We start from the raw sequence: 22,099 nt of genomic DNA, 5'->3' as shown, positions 1-22,099 counted from the left end.
CAGGTAAAAAGCAGTTATTTCTATATCGGCGGCAATGGATAATTCTTGAATCAATCAAACAAAAAATAGGTCTGCTTTTGCCGCCTCTGGTTTATACCCAGAAATTAAAGCAAAAAGCAGACCTATTTTTCTTTATCGATTGTAAGGTATTTCGGATTACTTACATTGAAGGTCGTTGTTTCGTTTCGTGAGGTGTTTGTACGCCGCCATACGATTCGCGTCTTGTACGTAGCGTACTGGTGGATCAAGGACCTCAAGTTGGTAATCAGAACCATCAGACGTAATGTCCGCAGTAGGCGTAATAACTGCGACGTTTAAATCTGGGTTGCGATTCAAGATAGATGTTGCTGTGCCTAAACCACCTTCGGTGTGGAATTTACCTGCAACATGAACTACTTGAGCCCCTGGGTGTTTTTCTAAGTATTTTACGATGGATTCCGCCATGGTCTCGTCCCATGTAACCTGAGCTGCGTATTGCTTCTCGGTCTGTTCTGGCTTGCCATGGTGCATGGATGCCATGAACTTTTCTTTGTATGGGCTGTTTGCGGTGTTGACTTCATTTGCAACAAAACGGCGCTCGTCAGAATCGAGCTTATCTAGGTAGTCGATACCTTGGCGTCCAATACAGCGCACAATGTCTTTTGGCGCATTTGATGCGATCACAGGAATCTCCGCTTGCTTAGCAAGCTCCACCAATGGGCGGTAGTCACTCTCGTAATTTGGCCAAGCATTACTTTGCTTCATGAAGTACTGCTCGCCGATTTCGCCGTTTAGGTACGAATCCAAGATTACTTGCTTGTCGCGTGTGACCTGTTCCATTGAAAGAGCAAGGGGGCGGTTAGCAGAAGATAGCTGCTTTAGCATGTCGGTCTGAAATCGGTGGACACCTGCATGTGTATGCCATTCACCAATTAAAATTACGTCAGCTTGCTGTAGTTCAGGGGGCAGTTGATTGACGGAGATAACTTCACCGGATGGATCATGAAGTTGGTAGTCATAGAAACTGGATACGTTATTTTCAGTAACGTTAGGAGTTGTTGGTGTGTTAGATACACAACCAGTGAGCAAGCCTGCAAAAATCAGACTCAATGTAGTAAAGCGCATTGAAAAGCCTCCAAAAATGTCCGAGTGATATTAATGGAGGCTGGCAGATGAATCAATGCTAATGAGAATAATTTACATTGCAATCTGTTATTCGTTGCTTGATTGAGCTGCTTTCTTTCGATAAACGCGCAGCATAAAGTCAGCCTCACATTGGAAAAGTGTAGATGACTTTAATTCTTCGCGAAGTTCATCGCTGGCTTTCCATGCAAATGGGGTCATTTGTAGTAGGTCAAATGCTACGCCGTCTTTTAAGTCCATGGTGTAGTTGAGCTTTTGTTGATGCTCTAATTCAAACCCGTCAATGCTCTCAGGCTCTTCATTATGTAGGCGCACTTCTTGATAGATACGTTCACGGAATTGATACAGGTGACGACCCGCAGGAGTGACGGTAATGACGACGCCATTATCCTTGATGACGCGCTGCAGTTCTTCTGCCTTACATGGCGCGTAGATACGTAAAACCGCATCGAGAGATTGCTCGGAAAATGGTAGACGGTGGCTAGATGCCACGCTGAAATCACAGTTCGGGTAGCGCTTAGATGCATAACGAATCGCTACTTTAGAGATGTCCAAACCGTATACATTGGCCGCTTCATTTTGAGCGTGCAGAGATTGCTGAACTTGGTCAGTGTAGTAGCCTTCACCACAGCCGATATCCAAAAGCTGGTGGTCAGTGCCCTCAGCGTATTTTGCACATAGGCGAGCCACTTCTTGGCGCATTGGATCGTAATGGTTACCTTCTAAAAAACGACGACGAGCCTGCATCATCTCTTTGTTATCACCTGGATCTTTTGAGCGTTTATGGTGAGCAGGCATCAGATTCACGTAGCCTTCTTTGGCTAGATCGAATTGATGATTGTTATCACATTTAAACGTCTTTGCTGTGAGCGTAAGAGCTTGATGACATAGAGGGCATTGATAGTTCATGACGATCTCTGGACAAATAGTAGGGCGGCAGATTCTATCAAAAAGGGATGCGGCAAGCGAAAGAAAAAGAGCCGAATATATCGGCTCTTTTGAACGGTTTTGCTAACGAGTGCTTAGTGGAAGAAATCCACTTGTTGCTTCAAGTTCTGAGCTTGCTGCTGTAGTTCAGTAGCGCTTTGTGACGTTTTAGCGCTGGTGTCACGGCTTTCGTGGTTGAGTTCACTGATAGAGTGAGCGTTAGCAGCGATTTCTTGTGAAACTTGAGCTTGCTCTTCTGACGTTGCGGCAATGGCATCGGCTTGAGAGGCGATGGATTGAACTTGTCCTGCTATAGCTTCAAGTGCCGTACCAGCTTCTTGCGCCTTATCGAGTACTTTATTCGCATTTTGCTGGCTTTCGTTCATCATGGAGACCGCATTACTGGTTGAGCCTTTTAGCTTTTCAATGATCTCGACAACGTCTTTAACGGAAGTCTGTGTTCGGTGGGCTAGGGTACGAACTTCATCAGCAACTACGGCAAAACCACGACCTTGTTCGCCAGCCCGCGCGGCTTCAATTGCGGCATTGAGTGCGAGGAGGTTGGTTTGCTCTGCAATCTCATCAATCATCTTAGTGACGGTTTGAATGCTTTCACTGTCATTGTTTACTTGTTCGATGGCTGCTGCCGATTGATCAAGTTGGTCATTCAATTGTGCTACATCGATGCAGACACCTTCGACAACTTCCAAGCCAGATTGGCTGTCGGTGTTCGCAGAGCGAACGTTTACGGCAATCTGTTCCACTTGCTGTGCAACAGATTGAGCTGAGGATGCCATTTCTTCAATGGCCGTAACAACTTGTTCTACTTGCTCTTGCTGTAAATCTGATTGCATAAGATTGCGGTTGGCATCATCAACAACGCTGGTTGAGTTACTTTCAACCTGATCGCTGGTGGTACGAATTTCTCCAACTAGATCATCGAGCTGGTTTGCCATATTGGCTACGCCATTGTTCAAATTGATGATTTCGTTATTGGATGGTTGACCGGTCGCAGGGATATCTATGCTGACTTCACCTTTGGCTAGTCGAGCCATGAAGCCATTTAGTACAGTGAGCGGCTTCAATGTTCGATTCAGCACGATAGTTAACACGATGAAGGTCGCCGCACCAACAATCACTGAAATAATGATGATCAGCTTAAGTAGAGCTTGGCTTCCTTTGGTCACCTCGTTGATAAAGGTGCCGCCAAGTAGCTTCCAGTTCCATCCCGGAACTTCGGTAAATACTAAGTATTTTTCACCAATGTTACCCTGATACTCGAACGGGTAGCGAATCAGACCACTTTGTTGCTCAAAAATTTGATGGAAAGGTTTGTTGCCGTTGTAGTCTGCTACATCAGTAATTGGCGGATCAGTCTCTTCATGGCTTGGATGAAGAAGGTAATGGCCTTGATTGTCTTTTTCGTTGTCAACGAGGATGGTGTAACCCGTGTCACCCCAACTTACCGATTCCAGTGATGCAAAAAGGTTTTGTGTTGCTTTTTCAACTGGCAGACCAATAAATGAAATACCGTTGACTTTACCATTCGAATCTTTCAGTGGCGCATAGTAGGTGATGTAACGTTCACCATACAGCTTGATCTGAGCGTAATAGGGCTGACCACTTCTAATTTTTTGGTAGCCTGGGTGATCAGAGCCTAGCGTTGTGCCAACAGCACGGTTTCCTTGAGGGTCCTTTAAAGAAGTTGATACTCGAATAAAGTCATTACCAAGTGGGGCGAAAATTGTCGCGATGGCGCCAGTGTCGCGAGTGAAGCTATCAACGAGTTTAGTATCTCCGATTAAGCTTTCACTGTATTGGGTAATATTTGGTACCTGCTTACCCATAAAATCAACGGAGTAACTTTCGACATATACACCGGCGAGGTAGCCATTACGAAAAGTTGACTCCAGTATTTCCGCAGTATGCAGGTAAGCATTGAATTGCCCAGCAATGGTTTTTGCCATGGATTCAACTTTAGATTGATGTTCTTTCAGAGTGCTTTCTAATAACACAGTTGAAGCGTTTTGATAAACAAGCGCAGCAATGCTTGAAAATGCGACGAGTAGACACAGCGTGATCACCAGCTTGAGCTGGAAACCGACACTTTGATTTCTATAGTTGTCTAGCATGTAGTGTCTTTCCTGATATTGGTTAAAGTTATGATTTCTGTATCGGCATGCTAACGATTTATATGATGAGTTTTTTTGATATTTATTAAGTTAATTGTCAAAAGTATGAGCAACCAATAGCTTAGATAGGAAATGACCGCTTGATTGCTCAGTTTATTTCAGAAAGAACGGATGAATCGCCACTCTGGATAGCGATCTTTTTGTATTCATTCAATTCGTCGGTTAGATGGTGAGAAAAAGAAAACTCATACCTTCGGTTTCGGTCACGTTAATCCATGTTTTTTCTAGGTATTGTTGCTTCTTTCCTAGCGTTTAGTAGAAGCCGATATGACGAAAAAAATCATTCTAGACACAGACCCAGGTATTGATGATGCAATGGCAATTCTTTTTGCTGAAGCGCATCCAGATATAGAGTTAATGGGCATCACGACGGTTTATGGTAATGCGACGATAGATAATGCGACTCAGAATGCCCTTTACCTAAAACAGAAGTTTGGTATGAATGCTCTGGTTGCTAAAGGGGCAGATAAGCCTTTAGTGAAAGCCCCTGTTGGAGCCACGGTTGTCGTACACGGTGAAGCCGGCTTTGGTGATGTAAAAGCGCCGAGTTCACTGGATGTGAGTGCCATTGACACGCCAGCCTATCAGTACATCATCGACAGCGTTAGAGCAGAACCGGGAGAAATCACCTTGGTGGCTGTTGGCCCACTTACCAACCTTGCGCTTGCACTCGAAGCGGACCCTGAAATCGTGAATTTGGTGAAAGAAGTGGTTGTGATGGGCGGCGCTTTTGGCGAGAACGATCATCGAGGCAATGTTACGCCATACGCTGAAGCGAACATCCATGATGACCCTCATGCTGCAGACAAAGTATTCACAGCTTCTTGGCCTGTTGTGATCATTGGTTTAGATGTGACAGAAGAGAGTTTCTTTACGGGGCAATATCTTGATCAACTAAGAGAGGACGCAGGAGAGGTAGGGCAGTTTATCTGGGATGTCAGTCGCTACTACTTGAAGTTTTACTCTGAGAAGGTAGGAATGGATGGCTGTCATGTTCATGACCCTTCCGCGATTGCTTATGTGATTGAACCTGAACTATTCACGTTGCGTAGTGGTGCAGTCAGGGTGGTCACTGATGGGCCAGCAGAAGGAATGACGATTCAGAAAATCGACCAACGCAAATATATGCATGATGAGTGGAGTGCTTTCTCTGCGCAAAACGTTGGCGTCGGTGTGAAAAGCGATACACTGCTTTCGCTTTATCGAGAGTCTATTATTCGTTATTCCGAACGATAATGGAGTGAGGTTATCTGTAATAGTCGATAACTTGCACGGATAGCCTCTCGTTGCCTGACTCTACGGGAAGAGTAAAAGTATTCGACGTTGGGTATTGATTTTGATTGTCGTAGGTAAGCCCCTCAATCTTCTTGAACGGTTTGCCTTCTACGTAGAACATCTCAATGTTTACTGCCGTTTTCTCGTCCGCGGAGACTTGGAAGCGGCAAATGCCGGTTGGGCAATAGACTTGAAATTGTGTTGGTGACAACTGCTTGTATTCGGAGACGTTTTTCTCTGCGTGTAACAAGACCTCAGAGCTAACACAGCCAAACAATAAGCTTGTAAGAAGTGATATTGAATAAATGTGGTATTTCATGGTTGCTCCATCGTCTCAATTCGCTTTGATTGGTCTTAGTATGGAATTGTAAAAAAGGCCGGGTGAACCGGCCTTTAAAATTGGATTACTGCGTAGAAATCACAGTGATAAGCTCGTGAGTCTCGCCAGGTTGAAGCGTTTTGCCTTGCTCGATACTTGGAGCGTGAACCGTCGACTCAACACACATCATGGTTTGGTAACCGTTGTCAGCCATATCACCCATGCCTTGCGCGCCCTCTGCCCAAGGGTTCCACAATACTGCCGAGTTATGACCTTGGTTCTCTACGCTCAATGTGCGGCCTAATACTGGATCTTTCACCAAAATTTGCGCTTCTGGTTGAGTGTAAACACGGTCGATAGTATCGGTTAGCTGAAGAACTTCGCCACCTTTGCAGATTTCACCTGCTTTTAGGCTATCGATGTATTCAGGACCCATACCTGTTGTTTGTGCTTGGTTGATGTCACCGACATTTAGGTAAGTGTGCAGCGCGCCAGAGAATGTCCACTCTTCATCATCGATGTTCATGACTTTCAATGTCACTTTTAGCTCGTCGCTGATTTCAACAACTAGGCGAGCATCGAACATGTGTGGCCAGATATCGTGAATCTCTTCAGTTGGGAACAGAGCCAGTTCAACGATCACGCCATTGTCGTTCTCACGGTGTTCAACTAGTTCCCATTCTGCAGTGCGTGCAAAGCCATGTGCTGGCGCAGCAACGCGGCCAAACCAAGGCCAACAAACTGGAATGCCACCACGCAGTGCCGCTTTACCATCAAAGATTGCTTTCTCGCTCATCCAGATCAGATCTTCTTGACCTGCTGGTGTAAACGATACGACATGACCGCCGTGTAGTGCGATGCCTGCAGTGGCCTTCTCATGAATAATGCGGACGACTTTAACCTGATCGATTTCTACGATTGTCACGTTGTCAGATAGAACCGTTAGGGCAGGGAGAGTATTTAAATCCATGTGCTGTTTCCTATAGCTGGGGGAGAGACTTCGCGACACACTTCATACATCAAATGTAAAACAGAGTCTGTCTTCTCTCAAATTCCAGATACAAAAAAGGCGACTCTAGAGCCGCCTTTTCTTTAACGAAGTTATTCGCTAATTGCTAACTGTCTAATTACTTAGAGATGTGAGCGATTAGGTCTAGAACTTTGTTTGAGTAACCGATTTCGTTGTCGTACCAAGATACAACTTTAACGAAGTTTTCAGTTAGAGCGATACCAGCTTTAGCATCGAATACTGAAGTTTGAACTTCGCCGATGAAGTCTTGAGAAACAACTTGGTCTTCAGTGTAGCCTAGAACGCCTTTTAGTTCGCCTTCAGAAGCTTCTTTCATTGCTGCACAGATAGCTTCGTAAGATGCGCCTTTCTCTAGGTTAACTGTTAGGTCAACTACAGAAACGTTAGCTGTTGGTACGCGGAAAGCCATACCAGTTAGTTTGCCGTTTAGTTCTGGAAGAACAACGCCTACAGCTTTAGCAGCACCAGTTGAAGATGGGATGATGTTCTGAGAAGCACCACGACCACCGCGCCAGTCTTTAGCAGAAGGACCGTCAACAGTTTTTTGAGTTGCTGTAGTAGCGTGAACTGTAGTCATAAGACCAGATACGATACCGAACTTGTCGTTAAGAACTTTAGCGATAGGCGCTAGACAGTTAGTAGTACAAGAAGCGTTAGAAACGATGTCTTGACCAGCGTAAGTGTCTTGGTTAACACCCATAACGATCATTGGAGTCGCGTCTTTAGAAGGACCAGTTAGAACAACTTTCTTAGCACCAGCAGTGATGTGCTTACGTGCAGTCTCGTCAGTTAGGAAAAGACCAGTTGCTTCAGCTACTACGTCAACGTCGATAGCATCCCATTTTAGATCTTCAGGGTTGCGCTCTGCAGTTACACGTACAGTTTTACCGTTAACGATTAGGTTACCGCCTTCAACTTCAACAGTACCGTTGAAACGGCCGTGAGTTGAGTCGTACTTAAGCATGTATGCCATGTAATCTACGTCGATAAGGTCGTTAATACCTACAACTTCGATGTCGTTGCGCTCTTGCGCTGCACGGAATACGAAACGACCGATACGGCCAAAACCGTTAATACCTACTTTGATAGTCATTATAGTTGCTCCACAACTTAATTTCTGATTAAAGATAACTGGTAGTAAAATTACAGAATCCAGTAAACATCTGCAACAGATAATCGGACTTAACTTGTTTAAAGTCAAAAAAAAGCGACGCTTTTTTTAACAATTCTTCGCAAATGCTCGTTTTTTAAACTTTTATCTAGTTATTCTACATTCCAGTTGGCGTAATATAACTTTTGAGATAAGTACTCGTATCAAATTAATTACACATGGTGTCCTGGTGAGAAAGTATGTGCTACAACTGTTACGAGAAGCAAGTTTTTTGCTCAAAAAGTCATTGCCAAAAATAAGAAAGAAGGAAATGAATGCTGTGAAGAAAGATGGAATAAAAGTAACGAAGTCCGATGAGTACTGGCGTGAGCAGTTATCTGTTGAGGAATATCATGTCTGTCGTGAGCAAGGTACTGAACCTCCATTTAGCGGCAAGCTGCTTCATAACAAAGATACCGGAGTGTATGCATGCACCTGCTGTAATGCGCCTCTTTTTGTGTCCGACAACAAGTATGATTCCGGCTGTGGGTGGCCAAGCTTTGATGCACCAATAGATAATGATGCGATTCGTTATTTGAAGGACTTAAGTCACGGAATGGTTCGAACTGAGATACGTTGTGCGGCATGTGATAGCCACCTAGGTCACGTTTTTGAGGATGGTCCGGTGTCTACCGGTGAACGCTACTGCGTCAACTCGGTGTCGTTAATTTTCAACAAATCAGAACAATAGTCGCACTATATAATGTAAGAATGTTTCATCCTTTCATTTTTCATTCATAACAAGTGAGTGGCTGCTTACCCAAATGCAAGGACACCCTAAGAGTGGGTGTTCTTTTCAAATATTTATTACCTTATTCAGCTTGGTTAGACAGCTATTCAAGATCAGTAGGAATGAGGCTTGGGTGATAACGGCCTTTATCAATCGCTTTAGCGACGTTACCTGCTATATCGTCAAGCACGTCATATTTACTTGCATCGGAAAAGTTAAACATGACTTTTAGGTTCTTTTCTGAGGCGACTTGCACATCAAATCGCTTCGCTACCATCGTCCAAATGTAAGCACGTTCTTTTCTGTTCAAACCTTGATGGATACTTGCCATAGACTTGAGGATCTCAGGGTTCACTTTTCCGCCCTGAGTCAGAGACAATGCCTTATCGAGAATAGTGATAGTCTTTTCTTGATCGCGAGTCGTGTAAAAAGTGGCTAAAGCGAACTGCAATTCGGCAGTATCTAAAGCTGTCGTTCCTTCCATTTGCAAGAATCGTCGTCTCGCATTGTTGTCACCAGTTTGAGACCAAAGAAAGTACAGCGTTGATGGATCTGATGTAGATTGTAAATCATTAACAATGCGCTCTAGCTCATCAATACTATTAACTAAAGCATTGAAGCGTTGCCTTTTAAGTGCACTTTGGTCGATAGGGGTGATCTGAGAAGCGAGTTCTAGACATTTTCGGTACTCAGCAACCAGCTTATATTCTTGAACTTTATTTGCTTCTGTTGGGGCTTTCATTACTTCAAAGCGGTGCCATACCAAATTGGTACGCGGAATACGGCACTGCCCATCGCTCATGTTGAGCTGTTCGCAACGAAGTTCAGGATTCTTTTCGCACAGCTCTTCGGTTGTTAAGTTTCCTTCAAAGCAGCCAGTGAGTAATAGAGAAAAGGTGGTTGCAACTAGCCAATTTGTACGTTTCATCATTTTGCTTGTGATCCGTTACACCAATTTATTTGTGTTGTCTTGACTCTGTTTAGTATCCGGTTATTTTCTGTGATGAAAATGTAATAAAAAGGTACATGATGAACGCAGAACAATTACTAAACGCGATAACCCCAGAAGTCTATGATCGCTTGGTTTATGCGGTCGAAACGGGTAGATGGCCTGAGGGTACACCACTTTCTCAAGAGCAGCGAGACTCATGTATGCAAGCTGTGATGTTGTTTCAATCTAAGCACAATACGGAAGCACAGCACATGACGGTTGCTGCAGGTGGGGAAATAAGCTTTAAGTCGAAACAAGAACTTAAGAAGCAGTTTTGTCAAGAAGAGGCAGATATAGTTAGAGTGAACCCAAACTTAGACTAAAATTTACGCCCAAAAAAGCCCAACGCATAAGTTGGGCTTAGCATTTGAAATGAGTTTACAGGCTCATTTCTCCTCTTAATACTTCCTGCATCTTGTCTTTGATTTGTTCGTAAGACAGATCTTGGCTTAATAAGTAGTGCAGTTTTGCTAGCGCTGCTTCTGGCGTCATATCAAAGCCGCTGATAACACCTGACTCCGCAAGAGCACAGCCTGTTGCATAGCCACCCATGTTGACTTTACCCGCCAGACATTGAGTGAGGTTCACGACGATGACTCCGCGCTCAGATGCTTCTTTCAGATGGCCAAGTAATTCTGGATTTTGTGGTGCATTGCCCACCCCAAACGTCAGCAAGATCATCGCGTTTACAGGCTGAAGTAGCGTGTTGCGAATTACTTCGTGCGAAATACCTGGGTACATAGTGATCACGCCAATAGGCTGTGGTGTGATGTTGTGTACTTTGAATTCACCTTCTGGCTTTGCCCCCACAGTAATGTTGTTGCTGATTTGGATATTGATACCCGCTTCCAGCAATGGAGGTAGATTAGGTGAAGTAAAGGCATTAAAGCCATCTGCATGAGACTTGGTACTACGGTTGCCGCGCATCAACTGGTTATTGAAGAATAATGTGACTTCGTTGATTGGGTAATTTGCCGCAATGTGTAGCGCGTTTAGCAGGTTCGCTTGACCATCCGAACGTAACTCCGCCAACGGGATTTGTGAGCCTGTCACGATAACGGGTTTGCCCAAGTTTTCTAACATGAAAGACAGCGCAGATGCCGTATACGCCATAGTATCGGTACCGTGAAGGATCACGAAACCGTCGTACTTTTCATAGTTGTCACGGATGTCATCGGCGATCTGCTGCCAGTCTGCCGGAGTCATATCAGAAGAGTCGATCAGAGGCTCGTACTCATGGATCGTATAATCTGGCATCTCTGGACGGTGAAACTCTGGCATGCTAGCAAGTTGTTTTTCCATAAAACCTGCTACTGGTACGTAACCATGGTCATCGGATTTCTGCATACCGATGGTACCGCCAGTGTAAGCGATGTAGATGTGTTTTCTAGTCATCGTTATATTTAACTTTCATGTAGGGGAACAGTGGCGGGGATTATAGCGGAATGAAACCTAATAAAAAGGGGCATCTCGCACAGAGCTACCCCTTTTAGACCATGATTCAGAGTGCTATTGCACTTGGCAAGTTAAACAGAATGCGTATTGGCCTTTAGGATCGTTGAAGCTTTGTAGCATACTTGCGTCTTGTTCGAACTGTTGAGCAATCGGTTGAAGGCTCTTCGGTAAAAAGCTTGTAGCGTCGATACCTAGAGACACTTTCACTTGATTCATGAACTCTTGGATAAACTGCTCGGTAGGTGACAGAGGTTCTTCCACCCAGTAGATGCCGTAGTCAGTGATGTCAGCAAGTTGCGCGGCCAACTTAACGGCATCATCGAAATCACCCATTTGGTCAACAAGACCGAATGACATCGCATCTTGCCCAGTCCACACTCTACCTTGCGCCACCTTATCTACTTCTTCTAGTGACATATCACGATTAGTACCAACTAAAGAAATGAAACGCTTATAGCCATGCTCGATACCAAGCTGGAATGCGTCAGATGCGCCTTTAGAAAGACCAGTGGTAAAACCTTCACCAGAGAATGGGGATGTACCAACACCATCAGTGCTGATGCCAATTTTGTTGAAGCCTTTCTCGAATGTCGTAATAACACTGAAGATACCAATTGAACCTGTTAGCGTTGTTGGTTGAGCTACAATTTTATCGGCGCTCATAGAGATCCAGTAACCGCCTGAAGCCGCGAGGCTAGACATGGACACAACCACAGGTTTGCCAGCTTCTTTCAGTGCTTCGATTTCGTTGCGAATAACTTCTGAAGCAAATGCGCTACCCCCTGGGCTATCTACACGAAGAACCACAGCTTTTACTTTGTCATCGTTACGCGCTTGGCGAAGCAAGCTTGCCACTGTATCGCCACCAATTGTGCCACGCGGCTGCTGACCATCCATAATTGTACCGCTTGCAACGACAACCGCGACATCACTCTCTGGTAGTGAAAGGTCAGGACGCATAGTTACAAGGTAATCGTAGTAGCTCACTGCGTTATAGCTGTCTTTACCGTCACTGCCAAATTGTTCGGCGAACAACTTACGAATATCTTGACGGGTGGCGAGTTCATCAACCAAGCCTAACTTTTTCGCCAATTGGGCAATATCACCATCCACGGATTTCATTTGAGCTAGCAACTCGTCCATCGTCGGATTCAGAACTTTCACGTCGATATTGCGGTTAGTGGCAACATCGTCCACAAAAGCGCTCCAAAGCTGCGTGATCCAACGTGTTGCTGATTCTTTTGCTGCATCTGACATATCATCGCGAATGAATGGCTCGATGGCAGACTTATAGGTACCTACGCGGAACACGTGTGTTGAAACGTCTAGCTTCTCAAGCAATGTTTTGTAGTACATCGAGTAAGAACTGTAACCCTTAATCAGTACACCGCCATCAGGAGCGAGATAAACTTTGTCTGCGTAACTTGCTAGGTAGTATTGGCTTTGGTTGTAAAAGTCACCAACGGCATAAATAGGTTTACCTGACGCTTTGAATTCATTGAGTGCTTTTGCGATATAACGAAGCTTCGTCAAGTTTGTTTCTGGCATATCGCGGAGCGCGAGTACTAAGCCGGAAATCTTCGGGTCGTCTTTCGCGTAACGAATGGTATCGACGATGTCGAATAACACGTTCTCTTTCGGGATTTCGTTACCAAGAACTGAGCCAGCTATCGAATCCATCGGGTTTACATAGCGACGTTGTTCTACGATAGGGCCAGACAGGTTCATCACCAGCGCGGATTCTTTTTCAACGGTAGGTTGACCTTCGCCCGTGTAGGTAAAGGCAAAGTAGAAAACGGCAATCATCACTAGGAAGATCAAGTTTGCCAGTGCAAGTCTGACAAAGGTGATGGCTTTCCATATCCCCTTAAATATCAGACCAATAAATTTGAAGAGTTTTTTCATCTTGTCTCCATAACGAGATAGTCATTCCCTAATCTTACAAAGTATGGGTTCTTATCTCTAAGATCTCAAAAGATAACAATTTTTTTAGCTTATCACGGCAATTCAACAATTGGCATATTTTAACGTGAGATTGACGCGTGTTGCAAAAATGTAAACGGCTGTTTGATTTTTTGATTTTTGCGGCGTACTGTGGTCAGACCACAACAATAAAAATGGATGTTTAGTGATGTCTGCCATGTACCCGAACTTGTTAAAGCCACTGGACTTAGGTTTTACACAACTACGAAACCGTGTCCTGATGGGATCAATGCACACAGGCCTAGAAGAGCATAAAGAAGGTCTACAAAAGCTTGCCGCGTTTTATGAAGAACGTGCAAAAGGCGGTGTAGGTCTGATCGTGACGGGCGGTTTCTCTCCCAATCTACGTGGTCGATTACATCCTTTGAGTGCAGAGTTCAGTAAACCTAAGCACGCTAAAGCACACAAGGTAGTAACAGAAGCCGTACATAAACATGGCGGTAAGATCGCTCTGCAAATCCTTCATGCTGGGCGCTATGCAATGCACCCATTCGCACAAAGTGCGTCAGGCATGAAAGCGCCAATCGCGAAGTTTGCCCCAAGTGAAATGAGTGCTCGCCAAATTAAAAATACCATCGAAGCATTTGCTAATAGTGCAGAGCTGGCTCAGCTAGCTGGCTATGATGGTGTTGAACTGATGGGCTCTGAAGGTTATTTGATTAACCAATTCTTATGTAAACGTACCAACATGCGATATGACGAATGGGGTGGCAGTTATAAAAAACGTATGCGCTTCCCGGTTGAGATCGTTAAAGCGGTACGTAAAGCGGTCGGTGAAAAATTCATTATTATCTTCCGTCTTTCAATGCTTGATTTGGTTGAGCAAGGAAGCACGTTTGAGGATGTAATTGAGTTAGCGAAAGCGTTAGAAGAAGCAGGCGTAACCATTATCAACACGGGTATCGGTTGGCACGAAGCACGTATTCCGACCATTGCCACTCAGGTTCCTCGTGGCGCATTCACGTGGGTGACAGAGAAAGTCAAACCTCATGTGTCAGTGCCTATTATCACCTGTAATCGTATCAATACCCCAGACGATGCCGAACGTATTCTCTCATCTGGGCAAGCAGATATGGTCTCAATGGCGCGCCCTTTCTTAGCTGACCCGTATTTTGTTGCCAAAGCGGAGCAAGAGAAATCTCAGTTAATCAATACGTGTATTGGCTGTAACCAAGCCTGCTTGGATAATGTTTTCAAAGGTAAGCGCGCAAGCTGTTTGGTTAACCCGCTGGCGTGTTACGAAACGGAAATCGTTGTTGAAGACGCTTTCAAGAAGAAAAACATTGCTGTAGTCGGTGCTGGACCTGCGGGTTTGGCTTGTGCGACGACACTGGCTGAGCGTGGGCATAAAGTTGATTTGTTTGAGAAGAATGATCGCATTGGCGGTCAGTTCCGCTTGGCCATGCAGATTCCGGGTAAAGAAGAGTTCCGTGAGACTATTCGTTACTTTGCAAACCGCATTGAAGAAACGGGTGTGAATCTGCATCTAGAGACAGAAGCCAATTATGATTTACTTACTGAGTACGATGAAGTCGTCATGGCATCAGGTGTTGAGCCACGTAAAGTCAAAATCGATGGTATTGATAACCCAGAGAAAGTCGTCGACTACCAAACGTTGATTCGAGATAAAACCCCAGTTGGTGAGAAAGTTGCGATCGTCGGTGCTGGTGGTATTGGTGTTGATGTTGCCACCATGATTACAGAGCCTGTCGGCCAAACACTTGATGATTGGCTGCACGAGTGGGGCATCGATAAAGAGATGTCTCAACCGGGCGGTTTGTATCCTTATCCAGATGCGGTGAGCGATAAAGAAGTGTGGGTGCTTCAACGTCGTAAGGGGCGTGTAGGTAAAGGCCCAGGTAAAACGACCGGTTGGATTCACAAACGTACATTAGAGAAGCGCGGCGTTCATCTGTACGGTGGCGTATCGTACGACAAAATTGATGATGCGGGTTTACATATCCATGTGAATGGCAAAGAGCAGTTGTTAGAAGCCGACAAAGTGGTGATTTGTGCTGGTCAAGAGTCAGTTCGCCCATTCGAAGATAAATGGCATGAACTGGGAGAGAAGCTACATATCATCGGTGGTGCCGATCATGCTGGTGAACTGGATGCGGTTCGGGCCATTCGCCAAGGCGTTAAATTAGCAGTGAAACTCTAACTCCTCGACACATATCCTAATTTTTTCATTCGTTCTTAACTTTTATAGCTGCGCCAAGTGCGCAGTTTTTTTTTGTTTCTAAGTCCCTATAAAACAGAGTGTTATTTGGGAAAGTGGATTATGCTAAAGTGAGTTGCGTAAAAAATAATAACTCAATCAAATAAGGATTTGCTCATGGAAGCTCTCGAACTTTTGCTCAACCGTCGTTCTATTGCCAAGTTGTCTGAGCCCGCACCAGAAGGTAAAGCGCTTGAAAACATCATTCGAGCAGGTCTACGAGCCCCTGATCATGCAGCGCTAACACCTTGGCGTTTTGTTATTGCTCAGGGTGATGGCCTGAAGAGGCTGTCTGATATTCTGGTTAAAGCAGCAGAGGCGGAAGAGAGTGATGAGGCGGTTGTTGAGAAAGTGAGAAATGCTCCTTTCCGTGCTCCTATGGTAGTTACTATTATTGCTAAAGTGACAGAGCATGAAAAAGTGCCAGCACTTGAACAGTACCTTTCTGCCGGTTGTGCTGCACAAGCTATGCAGATGGCAGCGGTGGCTCAGGGTTTCCAAGGTTTCTGGCGTTCAGGTAAGTGGATGTTCCATCCAGAAGTACACCAAGCTTTTGGCCTTGAAGGCGAAGACCAAATCGTCGGCTTCTTATACTTGGGAACACCAGGTTGTACCCCAATGAAGGTACCTCAAAGAAACCTCTCTGATTATGTCGAGTTTCTTTAATCAAAGGATGAATCTTACTGTTTATCTGTACAGTTCTTCTTGATTTATTAGGGCGACATTGGATAATGTGGCCTTAATTGTTTTTACTTCCAAGTCCTTATGTCTCGTCTGTTTATTGCTGAAAAACCAAGTTTAGGTCGCGCGATCGCGGCGGCTTTGCCAAATCCCCAAAAGAAAGACCAAGGCTTCATCCGTTGTGGTAATGGAGATGTGGTCACATGGTGTATTGGCCACTTGTTAGAGCAAGTCGAGCCCGATGCTTATGACGAACGTTATAAGAAATGGAATATGGCAGATTTGCCTATCGTTCCACAGCAATGGCAACTGAGACCGCGAAAAAGCGCGAGTAAACAGCTTACGGTGATCCGTAAACTCCTCAAAGACGCGACAGAGGTTATCCACGCAGGAGACCCAGACCGAGAAGGTCAATTGTTGGTGGACGAGGTTCTGGATTACTGCAAGCTTTCCAAAACTAAGAAAGAGGCTACACAGCGACTTCTTATCTCTGACTTAAACTTACCCGCGGTAAAGCGTGCGTTAAGCTCAATGCGCAGCAATCGTGACTTTATTCCTCTTTCTGTGTCGGCTCTGGCCCGTTCTCGTGCTGATTGGCTTTACGGAATGAATATGTCTCGCGCTTATACCTTACTGGGACAAAAAGCGGGTTATCAAGGTGTTTTATCTGTGGGGCGTGTGCAAACACCAGTGCTTGGTTTGGTGGTACGCCGAGATGAAGAAATCGAAAACTTTGTACCCAAAGATTACTTCACGTTGCATGCTCTGATCCCTTACCAAGATCAAAATGGCTCGTTTGATATTCGTGCGCGCTGGAAGCCAAGTGAAGCCTGTAAGCCTTGGCAAGATGAGGAAGGGCGTGTTCTCAGCAGAAAGCTGGTCGAGAACGTGGCGAACCGCATTACCAACCAACCTGCGAAAGTGACCGAGTCGGAACAAAAGCAAACCAAGCAATTTGCACCACTACCATATTCATTATCCGCATTGCAGATTGATGCTGCCAAGCGTTACGGCATGAGTGCGCAGCAGGTGCTGGATACTTGTCAGGCGTTGTATGAGAAGCACAAGCTGATCACGTACCCACGTTCCGATTGCCGTTACTTACCGATGGAGCATTATTCGCAAGCGGGATCAGTGACTTCTGCTATTGCTAACAATGCCAAAGAGTTACAAAGCGCGGTGCAAGGTGCTGACTTATCGATTAAGTCTAAAGCGTGGAACGACAAAAAGGTGGATGCTCACCACGCAATCATTCCAACGCCAAAACAAGCAAATGTGAACGCGCTATCTGGCAATGAGATGAAGGTATATCAACTTATTGCACGACAATACTTGATGCAGTTTTATCCGGCAGCGGTTTATGCTGAGGCGAAGCTGGTGTTTGATATTGCTGGTGGTATGTTTATCGCCAAAGGTCGTCAGCTCGTATCGACGGGCTGGAAAGCGTTAATGGGGAAAACGGATAAAGAAGATGATGGCATTGATGCGGTTCCGCCGTTAGCAGAAGGGACCGTACTGACTTGTCGTGAAGGTGAAATTAAAGATCGTAAGACTGAACCACCAAAGCACTTTACCGAAGCTACATTACTTCAAGCCATGACGGGCATTGCTCGCTATGTAGCAGATAAAGAATTGAAGAAGATATTGCGCGAGACGGATGGTTTAGGAACGGAAGCGACTCGAGCCGGTATTCTGGATACGCTGTTTAAGCGCCAGTTGCTGACTCGTCAGGGTAAATCGATTTTGAGTTCGCCAGCGGGGCGTGGCTTGATTCATGCGCTACCAATGGATGCGACTTATCCTGATATGACAGCGCATTGGGAGCACCAATTACAAGGAATGGCAGAACGAAATCAAGCGTATCAGCCTTTCATGCAAGCGTTAGAACAGCGTATTGATGGATTGATGGGCGAAGTGAAATCGGGTCCGATTCCTGATTCTTTACGTCATCTTCCTAAAGTAGAACGACCAGCATTCAAGCGTAAGAAGCGCAGCTATTCGAAAGGTGGTACATCGAAATCAACCTCCGGCAAACGTAAGTCTTCTTGAGACAGTAAAAGCGGCATCGATGAGTGCCGCTATTTATTTTTCAAATGGATAGTGAGTTCTAATCAAACAAATCGTTCTGCCTATCTCAATTGCTTAGGTATGGCGTTATTCTCAATCACTTAAACTACAAATTAGCTCATGATTTTCACTGAAATGAAGCAACTTTCCGTTGCCTCGCTGTAACTTATTACCAAATAGAGCTACCAAGGCAATTGGGTTCCGTCGTAGTTAATAAACTGGCCAGAATTTTCTTGCGTGCTTTGCTCAATGACTTTTGCTAACCCTGCAGCAGAGGTTTTAGTGTCGATAAGCGCATTTGGTCCGCCCATTGCAGTGCGTACCCAGCCAGGATGAAGCGCAAGCACAGTGAACCCCTCATCGGTTAAATCGTTACTTAAGCTCTTAACAACGGAGTTGAGTGCCGCTTTAGAAGAGCGGTAGATGTAGCCACCACCAGAGGTGTTTTCAGTCATGCTTCCTACTTTAGAAGAGATACACGCAACCTTCTTCGAGCTACCTTTTTGTAGCAGCGGGTAAAAAGTTTCCACTAGTTTTAATGGTGCGATGGTATTTATCTCGAAGACCTTTCGCCATTCCTCGATATCAGTGTTACCAAAGCCATAGCCTTTAGGACCGTAGTAACCAGCGTTGTTAATCAGCACGTCGATAGCCGGTAACTTGCTAGCTAACTCTGCGACTTGCTGGTAATTAGTGACGTCCAATTGATGCAAAGTTAATGTGCGGTAGTTTGATGCTAATGCTTGTAGCTCTGAGCTCTCTGCTAGGTTACGGCTAGTCGCGTGTACTTGAGCACCTTGTTGTAAATACAGTTCAGCTAAACTCAAGCCAATACCGCGATTCGCACCAGTGATAAAGACTGTTTGACTCATGGAAATACCTATCTATCTGATTCAATGAGGTTACTAGGAGATAGAATCATTGTGTTAGCTTAAGGCGATAAAATCAACTAACCACCACGCACCTAGCATCATCGACATGAATAGAGATATCGCGCAGAAAGAGCCAAAGAAAGTACCAAGGATCGTATATAAGGTTTTATTCATAACAGAAGGAAATTAATTGATATTGAAAATCATTATCAATTAATTTCCTTTTTATTCAACTCTTGGAGTTGGTACTATTTCACAACGATATATGAAAAGAATGTCTCATGCTACCCCTTATCTATCACCCTATTTACTCACAACTTGAGCTGCCAGAAGGCCATCGCTATCCGATAATGAAATATCACTATCTCTATCAAGCGGTAGTGGAGAAGCTTGCGACCAAAGGGTGGGGAGAACAAGTTGAATTCTTCCAACCAAACCCTTTGAATGTGGATGATATCAAACGCGTTCATAGTAAAGAGTACGTTGATTTATTGGTGACGGGAGCTATGCCAGCAGTCAAAATGCGCCGGATCGGGTTCCCTTGGAGTGAGGCCCTCATCGCACGGACACTCACGTCGACAGCAGGTACGGTATTGACAGCAGAGATGGCGCTAGAGCATGGCGTCGCGATTCATCTCAGCGGCGGTTATCATCACGCACACAAAGACTTTGGTAGTGGCTTCTGTCTTTTCAATGATCTTGCTATCGCGGCGAAGCACATGCTGGATCATGACCATATTGACAAGGTGATGATCATTGACAGCGACGTACACCATGGTGATGGAACGGCGACTCTGTGCGAGGACGAACCAGACATCATCACGTTGTCTTTCCATTGTGATAAGAACTTCCCAGCGAGAAAGCCAGATTCCGATCTTGATGTCCCTTTGAGTCGTGATACCAGTGATGAAACGTTCTTAATGACGTTTAAAGAAGTGGTTGAAATGGCGATTAACTTACATCGTCCAGACATGGTGATTTACGATGCTGGTGTGGATATTCATACCGACGATGAACTGGGTTATTTTGACGTGTCGACAGACGGTATATTTCGGCGAGACTGCTTCTTAATGCAGTTAATGAAAGACAAAGGTATTCCTGTCGCAGCCGTCGTTGGTGGCGGGTACCGAAGTGACCACGCTGACTTGGTGCCTATCCATATGCAGCTTATCGAAGCTGTGGCTCAAGTGTATGCGTTTGAACAATTTTAAGGTCTCACTGATAAAAAAAGTTAAAGGGATTCGCATGTCAGCGCGCTTATATTGGTAACTCAATGTAATTATTAACTTTTTTAACAGGAGTGCGTGACTTTTCTGGAACGCTATTCAAGGTTATTTGTTGATTTAGTAGGCACAATAGTCCCTATTTAACTCAATTGGTTTCTTATCCGTGCATAGTGTTGAAGTTAATCATAAATTGGCCATAGGAATTGATCTCGGGACAACTAATAGCGCGATATCTGTATGGCAAGATGACAAAGCGGTGTTTATCCCGAACAGTTTAGGGAAATTCTTAACACCTTCAGTTGTAGCGATTAATGAGAAAGACGAACTATTGGTTGGCGAAGCTGCCAAATCGCGTTTAGTTACAAATCCACTTTGTTCAGTCGCTTCTTTTAAGCGGTTTTTGGGCACGAATAAGACGTTTAAGCTGGCTAAAAAGGAATACAACGCAGTAGAGTTGTGTTCACTGATTCTCGCTTCGCTAAAACAAGATGCTGAAACATACTTGTCTCTGCCTATATCTGATGTGGTTATCTCCGTTCCTGCTTATTTTAATGACTCTCAAAGAAAAGAGGTCAAAGCAGCAGCTCGCTTGGCTGGTCTAAATGCTGTTCGGCTTATCAATGAACCCACCGCTGCATGTTTATCTTATAGCCTGCACAAGCAAGCGAATAGTCGTTTCCTTGTGTTTGACTTAGGCGGGGGAACATTCGATGTAACGGTCGTGGAACACTTTGAGAGCTTTATCGAGGTTAGAGCCTCAACAGGAGATAACTTTTTAGGCGGGGATGATTTTACAGATGATGTGATTCATGCAGTCTTAGCCAGATTACAACTTGCCCCAGAGGAGCTTCCACTCTCATTTCTATCCTCTCTTAGAGCTCATTGTGAGACGGCAAAGCATCGTTATGAAGATGGTTTGATCGTTGAAGTCCCAGAGCCTTATGGCCAAAAAATCCAGTTTACCAAACAGGACATGGAGGAAGTTTGGAAAAGTTCTCTCGACCGAATATTACGACCACTTGGGCAAGCTCTATCAGATGCTCGATTGGAATCAAATCAGATTGATGAGCTCATTTTTGTAGGTGGTGCCACACGACTAAGACTCATCCAGTCAACCGCGAATCGATTGTTAGGCCGTTTCGGCCACAGTGAGATCGATCCTGATCTAGTCGTGGCTCAAGGAGCAGCAATTCAAGCGGCTTGTCGTTTAAGAAACGAACATGTCAGTGAAATCATATTGACTGACGTATGTCCCTATAGTCTTGGCATTCTTTGTCGCCGAGGCGATCGAGAAGGCGTTTTTTCACCAATCATAGAAAGGAATACGATAATTCCAGTTTCTAGGGTTCAGACATTCTCGACCTGCAATGATGACCAAACCGATATATGCGTGGCGATCTATCAAGGAGAGCGCCTTTGGGCTAAGGACAATATTTTTATTGATGAGTTTGTAGTGGATATCCCCAAGGGAAAAGCGGGACAAGAGCTAATTGACATAAGGTTTAGCTATGACATCAATGGCTTGTTAGAGGTTGATGTTACTCCTCAATCAACTGGTGAAACCGTCAGTAAAGTTATCGACAAAACGCCAGAAGGTATAAGCCAGGAACAGTTGGAGATGAGTCATGCGAAACTAAGTCGCTTGAAGTTCCATCCTAGAGAGGCAATTCCCAACATTACATTACTCGAAAAACTGCATCAGCTCTATGCCGAAAACACAGCGGAATTTCGAACGGTTATAGAAGAGTACATCTTTGCGTTTGAGATGGCATTGGCGTCACAAGATGAGCTCGAGATCAGAGAAAAACGGACATTAATTTATCAACAACTGGGTAGGCTAGGGCTTAAATAATAAGAACAC

General features: G+C 44.8%; 18 protein-coding genes. 8 read left to right on the top strand and 10 right to left on the bottom strand.

Going from position 1 to position 22,099, the window contains the following annotated elements; translation table 11 throughout:
* Positions 1-156 precede the first annotated feature (156 nt).
* From B853_RS10340 to B853_RS10330, 3 genes are all read right to left on the bottom strand, one after another.
* Positions 157-1,104 carry a ChaN family lipoprotein gene (locus B853_RS10340; protein ID WP_038884294.1) on the bottom strand — a complete coding sequence of 316 codons (948 nt, stop codon included), beginning with the start codon at positions 1,102-1,104 and terminating at the stop codon, positions 157-159.
* Positions 1,105-1,191: 87 nt separating this feature from the next.
* Entirely contained in the window at positions 1,192-2,031 is an 840-nt protein-coding gene (gene rlmA, locus B853_RS10335; RefSeq protein WP_038884296.1) for a 23S rRNA (guanine(745)-N(1))-methyltransferase, read from the bottom strand.
* 113 nt (positions 2,032-2,144) lie between these two features.
* Positions 2,145-4,181: a methyl-accepting chemotaxis protein gene (locus B853_RS10330; RefSeq protein ID WP_038884297.1), complete on the bottom strand. Its 2,037-nt coding sequence runs from the start codon at positions 4,179-4,181 to the stop codon at positions 2,145-2,147.
* A 327-nt stretch (positions 4,182-4,508) separates the two neighbouring features.
* Here B853_RS10330 and B853_RS10325 point away from each other — a divergent pair, with 327 nt between their 5' ends.
* Complete coding sequence (locus B853_RS10325) at positions 4,509-5,477, top strand: nucleoside hydrolase (protein ID WP_038884299.1); 969 nt, start codon at positions 4,509-4,511, stop codon at positions 5,475-5,477.
* A 10-nt stretch (positions 5,478-5,487) separates the two neighbouring features.
* Here B853_RS10325 and B853_RS10320 read toward each other — a convergent pair whose 3' ends face one another.
* The 3 genes from B853_RS10320 to gap form a co-directional block, all read right to left on the bottom strand.
* Positions 5,488-5,835 carry a hypothetical protein gene (locus tag B853_RS10320; protein ID WP_038884300.1) on the bottom strand — a complete coding sequence of 116 codons (348 nt, stop codon included), beginning with the start codon at positions 5,833-5,835 and terminating at the stop codon, positions 5,488-5,490.
* A gap of 85 nt (positions 5,836-5,920) precedes the next feature.
* The gene (locus B853_RS10315; protein WP_038884302.1) at positions 5,921-6,805 is read right to left on the bottom strand and encodes a D-hexose-6-phosphate mutarotase; all 885 of its coding nucleotides are present in this window, start codon (positions 6,803-6,805) and stop codon (positions 5,921-5,923) included.
* 157 nt (positions 6,806-6,962) lie between these two features.
* Positions 6,963-7,958, bottom strand: a complete 996-nt coding sequence (gene gap, locus B853_RS10310) for a type I glyceraldehyde-3-phosphate dehydrogenase (protein ID WP_010449472.1) — start codon at positions 7,956-7,958, stop codon at positions 6,963-6,965.
* A gap of 328 nt (positions 7,959-8,286) precedes the next feature.
* On the opposite strand from gap, the gene msrB reads away from it, so the two are divergent.
* Positions 8,287-8,706 (top strand): peptide-methionine (R)-S-oxide reductase MsrB, encoded by a 420-nt coding sequence (gene msrB, locus B853_RS10305; protein ID WP_010449470.1) that lies wholly within the window; start codon positions 8,287-8,289, stop codon positions 8,704-8,706.
* Positions 8,707-8,848: 142 nt separating this feature from the next.
* Here the strand turns inward: msrB and B853_RS10300 are convergent, their stop codons facing one another.
* Entirely contained in the window at positions 8,849-9,673 is an 825-nt protein-coding gene (locus B853_RS10300; RefSeq protein ID WP_038884319.1) for a DUF2989 domain-containing protein, read from the bottom strand.
* 101 nt (positions 9,674-9,774) lie between these two features.
* On the opposite strand from B853_RS10300, the gene B853_RS10295 reads away from it, so the two are divergent.
* Entirely contained in the window at positions 9,775-10,059 is a 285-nt protein-coding gene (locus tag B853_RS10295) for a YeaC family protein (RefSeq protein ID WP_038884303.1), read from the top strand.
* A 55-nt stretch (positions 10,060-10,114) separates the two neighbouring features.
* Here B853_RS10295 and ansA read toward each other — a convergent pair whose 3' ends face one another.
* Both ansA and sppA read right to left on the bottom strand, forming a co-directional pair.
* The gene (ansA, locus tag B853_RS10290; protein WP_010449463.1) at positions 10,115-11,131 is read right to left on the bottom strand and encodes an asparaginase; all 1,017 of its coding nucleotides are present in this window, start codon (positions 11,129-11,131) and stop codon (positions 10,115-10,117) included.
* 114 nt (positions 11,132-11,245) lie between these two features.
* Positions 11,246-13,096 (bottom strand): signal peptide peptidase SppA, encoded by a 1,851-nt coding sequence (sppA, locus tag B853_RS10285; RefSeq protein WP_010449461.1) that lies wholly within the window; start codon positions 13,094-13,096, stop codon positions 11,246-11,248.
* Between the two features lie 226 nt (positions 13,097-13,322).
* Here sppA and B853_RS10280 point away from each other — a divergent pair, with 226 nt between their 5' ends.
* The 3 genes from B853_RS10280 to B853_RS10270 all read left to right on the top strand — a co-directional run bounded on the left by B853_RS10280 (position 13,323) and on the right by B853_RS10270 (position 18,122).
* Positions 13,323-15,335: an NADPH-dependent 2,4-dienoyl-CoA reductase gene (locus B853_RS10280; RefSeq protein ID WP_010449460.1), complete on the top strand. Its 2,013-nt coding sequence runs from the start codon at positions 13,323-13,325 to the stop codon at positions 15,333-15,335.
* A gap of 174 nt (positions 15,336-15,509) precedes the next feature.
* On the top strand, positions 15,510-16,058 hold the full coding sequence (locus tag B853_RS10275; RefSeq protein WP_010449457.1) for an NAD(P)H nitroreductase: 549 nt from the start codon (positions 15,510-15,512) through the stop codon (positions 16,056-16,058).
* Positions 16,059-16,157: 99 nt separating this feature from the next.
* Positions 16,158-18,122: a DNA topoisomerase III gene (locus tag B853_RS10270; protein WP_038884305.1), complete on the top strand. Its 1,965-nt coding sequence runs from the start codon at positions 16,158-16,160 to the stop codon at positions 18,120-18,122.
* A 200-nt stretch (positions 18,123-18,322) separates the two neighbouring features.
* On the opposite strand, the gene B853_RS10265 is transcribed toward B853_RS10270, so the two are convergent.
* Positions 18,323-19,012: an SDR family oxidoreductase gene (locus tag B853_RS10265; RefSeq protein WP_038884306.1), complete on the bottom strand. Its 690-nt coding sequence runs from the start codon at positions 19,010-19,012 to the stop codon at positions 18,323-18,325.
* Positions 19,013-19,293: 281 nt separating this feature from the next.
* Here B853_RS10265 and B853_RS10260 point away from each other — a divergent pair, with 281 nt between their 5' ends.
* A complete protein-coding gene (locus B853_RS10260; protein ID WP_038884307.1) occupies positions 19,294-20,223 on the top strand; it encodes a histone deacetylase family protein in 930 nt (309 codons plus the stop codon).
* Between the two features lie 178 nt (positions 20,224-20,401).
* Positions 20,402-22,090 carry an Hsp70 family protein gene (locus B853_RS10255; protein WP_038884309.1) on the top strand — a complete coding sequence of 563 codons (1,689 nt, stop codon included), beginning with the start codon at positions 20,402-20,404 and terminating at the stop codon, positions 22,088-22,090.
* Positions 22,091-22,099: the final 9 nt, after the last annotated feature.

The sequence above is a fragment of the Vibrio rotiferianus CAIM 577 = LMG 21460 genome, assembly GCF_002741985.1.
GTDB lineage: Bacteria > Pseudomonadota > Gammaproteobacteria > Enterobacterales > Vibrionaceae > Vibrio > Vibrio rotiferianus.
The sequence above is the reverse complement of the archived record's forward strand: the minus strand, read 5'-3'. Positions and strand labels throughout refer to the sequence as shown.

Coding starts and splice junctions, on each gene's coding strand:
- B853_RS10330 (WP_038884297.1), bottom strand. CDS start 4,181: ATGCTAGACAACTATAGAAATCAAAGTGTCGGTTTCCAGCTCAAGCTG.
- gap (WP_010449472.1), bottom strand. CDS start 7,958: ATGACTATCAAAGTAGGTATTAACGGTTTTGGCCGTATCGGTCGTTTC.
- B853_RS10320 (WP_038884300.1), bottom strand. CDS start 5,835: ATGAAATACCACATTTATTCAATATCACTTCTTACAAGCTTATTGTTT.
- sppA (WP_010449461.1), bottom strand. CDS start 13,096: ATGAAAAAACTCTTCAAATTTATTGGTCTGATATTTAAGGGGATATGG.
- B853_RS10265 (WP_038884306.1), bottom strand. CDS start 19,012: ATGAGTCAAACAGTCTTTATCACTGGTGCGAATCGCGGTATTGGCTTG.
- msrB (WP_010449470.1), top strand. CDS start 8,287: ATGAATGCTGTGAAGAAAGATGGAATAAAAGTAACGAAGTCCGATGAG.
- B853_RS10270 (WP_038884305.1), top strand. CDS start 16,158: ATGTCTCGTCTGTTTATTGCTGAAAAACCAAGTTTAGGTCGCGCGATC.
- B853_RS10280 (WP_010449460.1), top strand. CDS start 13,323: ATGTCTGCCATGTACCCGAACTTGTTAAAGCCACTGGACTTAGGTTTT.
- B853_RS10275 (WP_010449457.1), top strand. CDS start 15,510: ATGGAAGCTCTCGAACTTTTGCTCAACCGTCGTTCTATTGCCAAGTTG.
- B853_RS10260 (WP_038884307.1), top strand. CDS start 19,294: ATGCTACCCCTTATCTATCACCCTATTTACTCACAACTTGAGCTGCCA.
- B853_RS10325 (WP_038884299.1), top strand. CDS start 4,509: ATGACGAAAAAAATCATTCTAGACACAGACCCAGGTATTGATGATGCA.
- B853_RS10300 (WP_038884319.1), bottom strand. CDS start 9,673: ATGAAACGTACAAATTGGCTAGTTGCAACCACCTTTTCTCTATTACTC.
- rlmA (WP_038884296.1), bottom strand. CDS start 2,031: ATGAACTATCAATGCCCTCTATGTCATCAAGCTCTTACGCTCACAGCA.
- B853_RS10315 (WP_038884302.1), bottom strand. CDS start 6,805: ATGGATTTAAATACTCTCCCTGCCCTAACGGTTCTATCTGACAACGTG.
- ansA (WP_010449463.1), bottom strand. CDS start 11,131: ATGACTAGAAAACACATCTACATCGCTTACACTGGCGGTACCATCGGT.
- B853_RS10340 (WP_038884294.1), bottom strand. CDS start 1,104: ATGCGCTTTACTACATTGAGTCTGATTTTTGCAGGCTTGCTCACTGGT.
- B853_RS10295 (WP_038884303.1), top strand. CDS start 9,775: ATGAACGCAGAACAATTACTAAACGCGATAACCCCAGAAGTCTATGAT.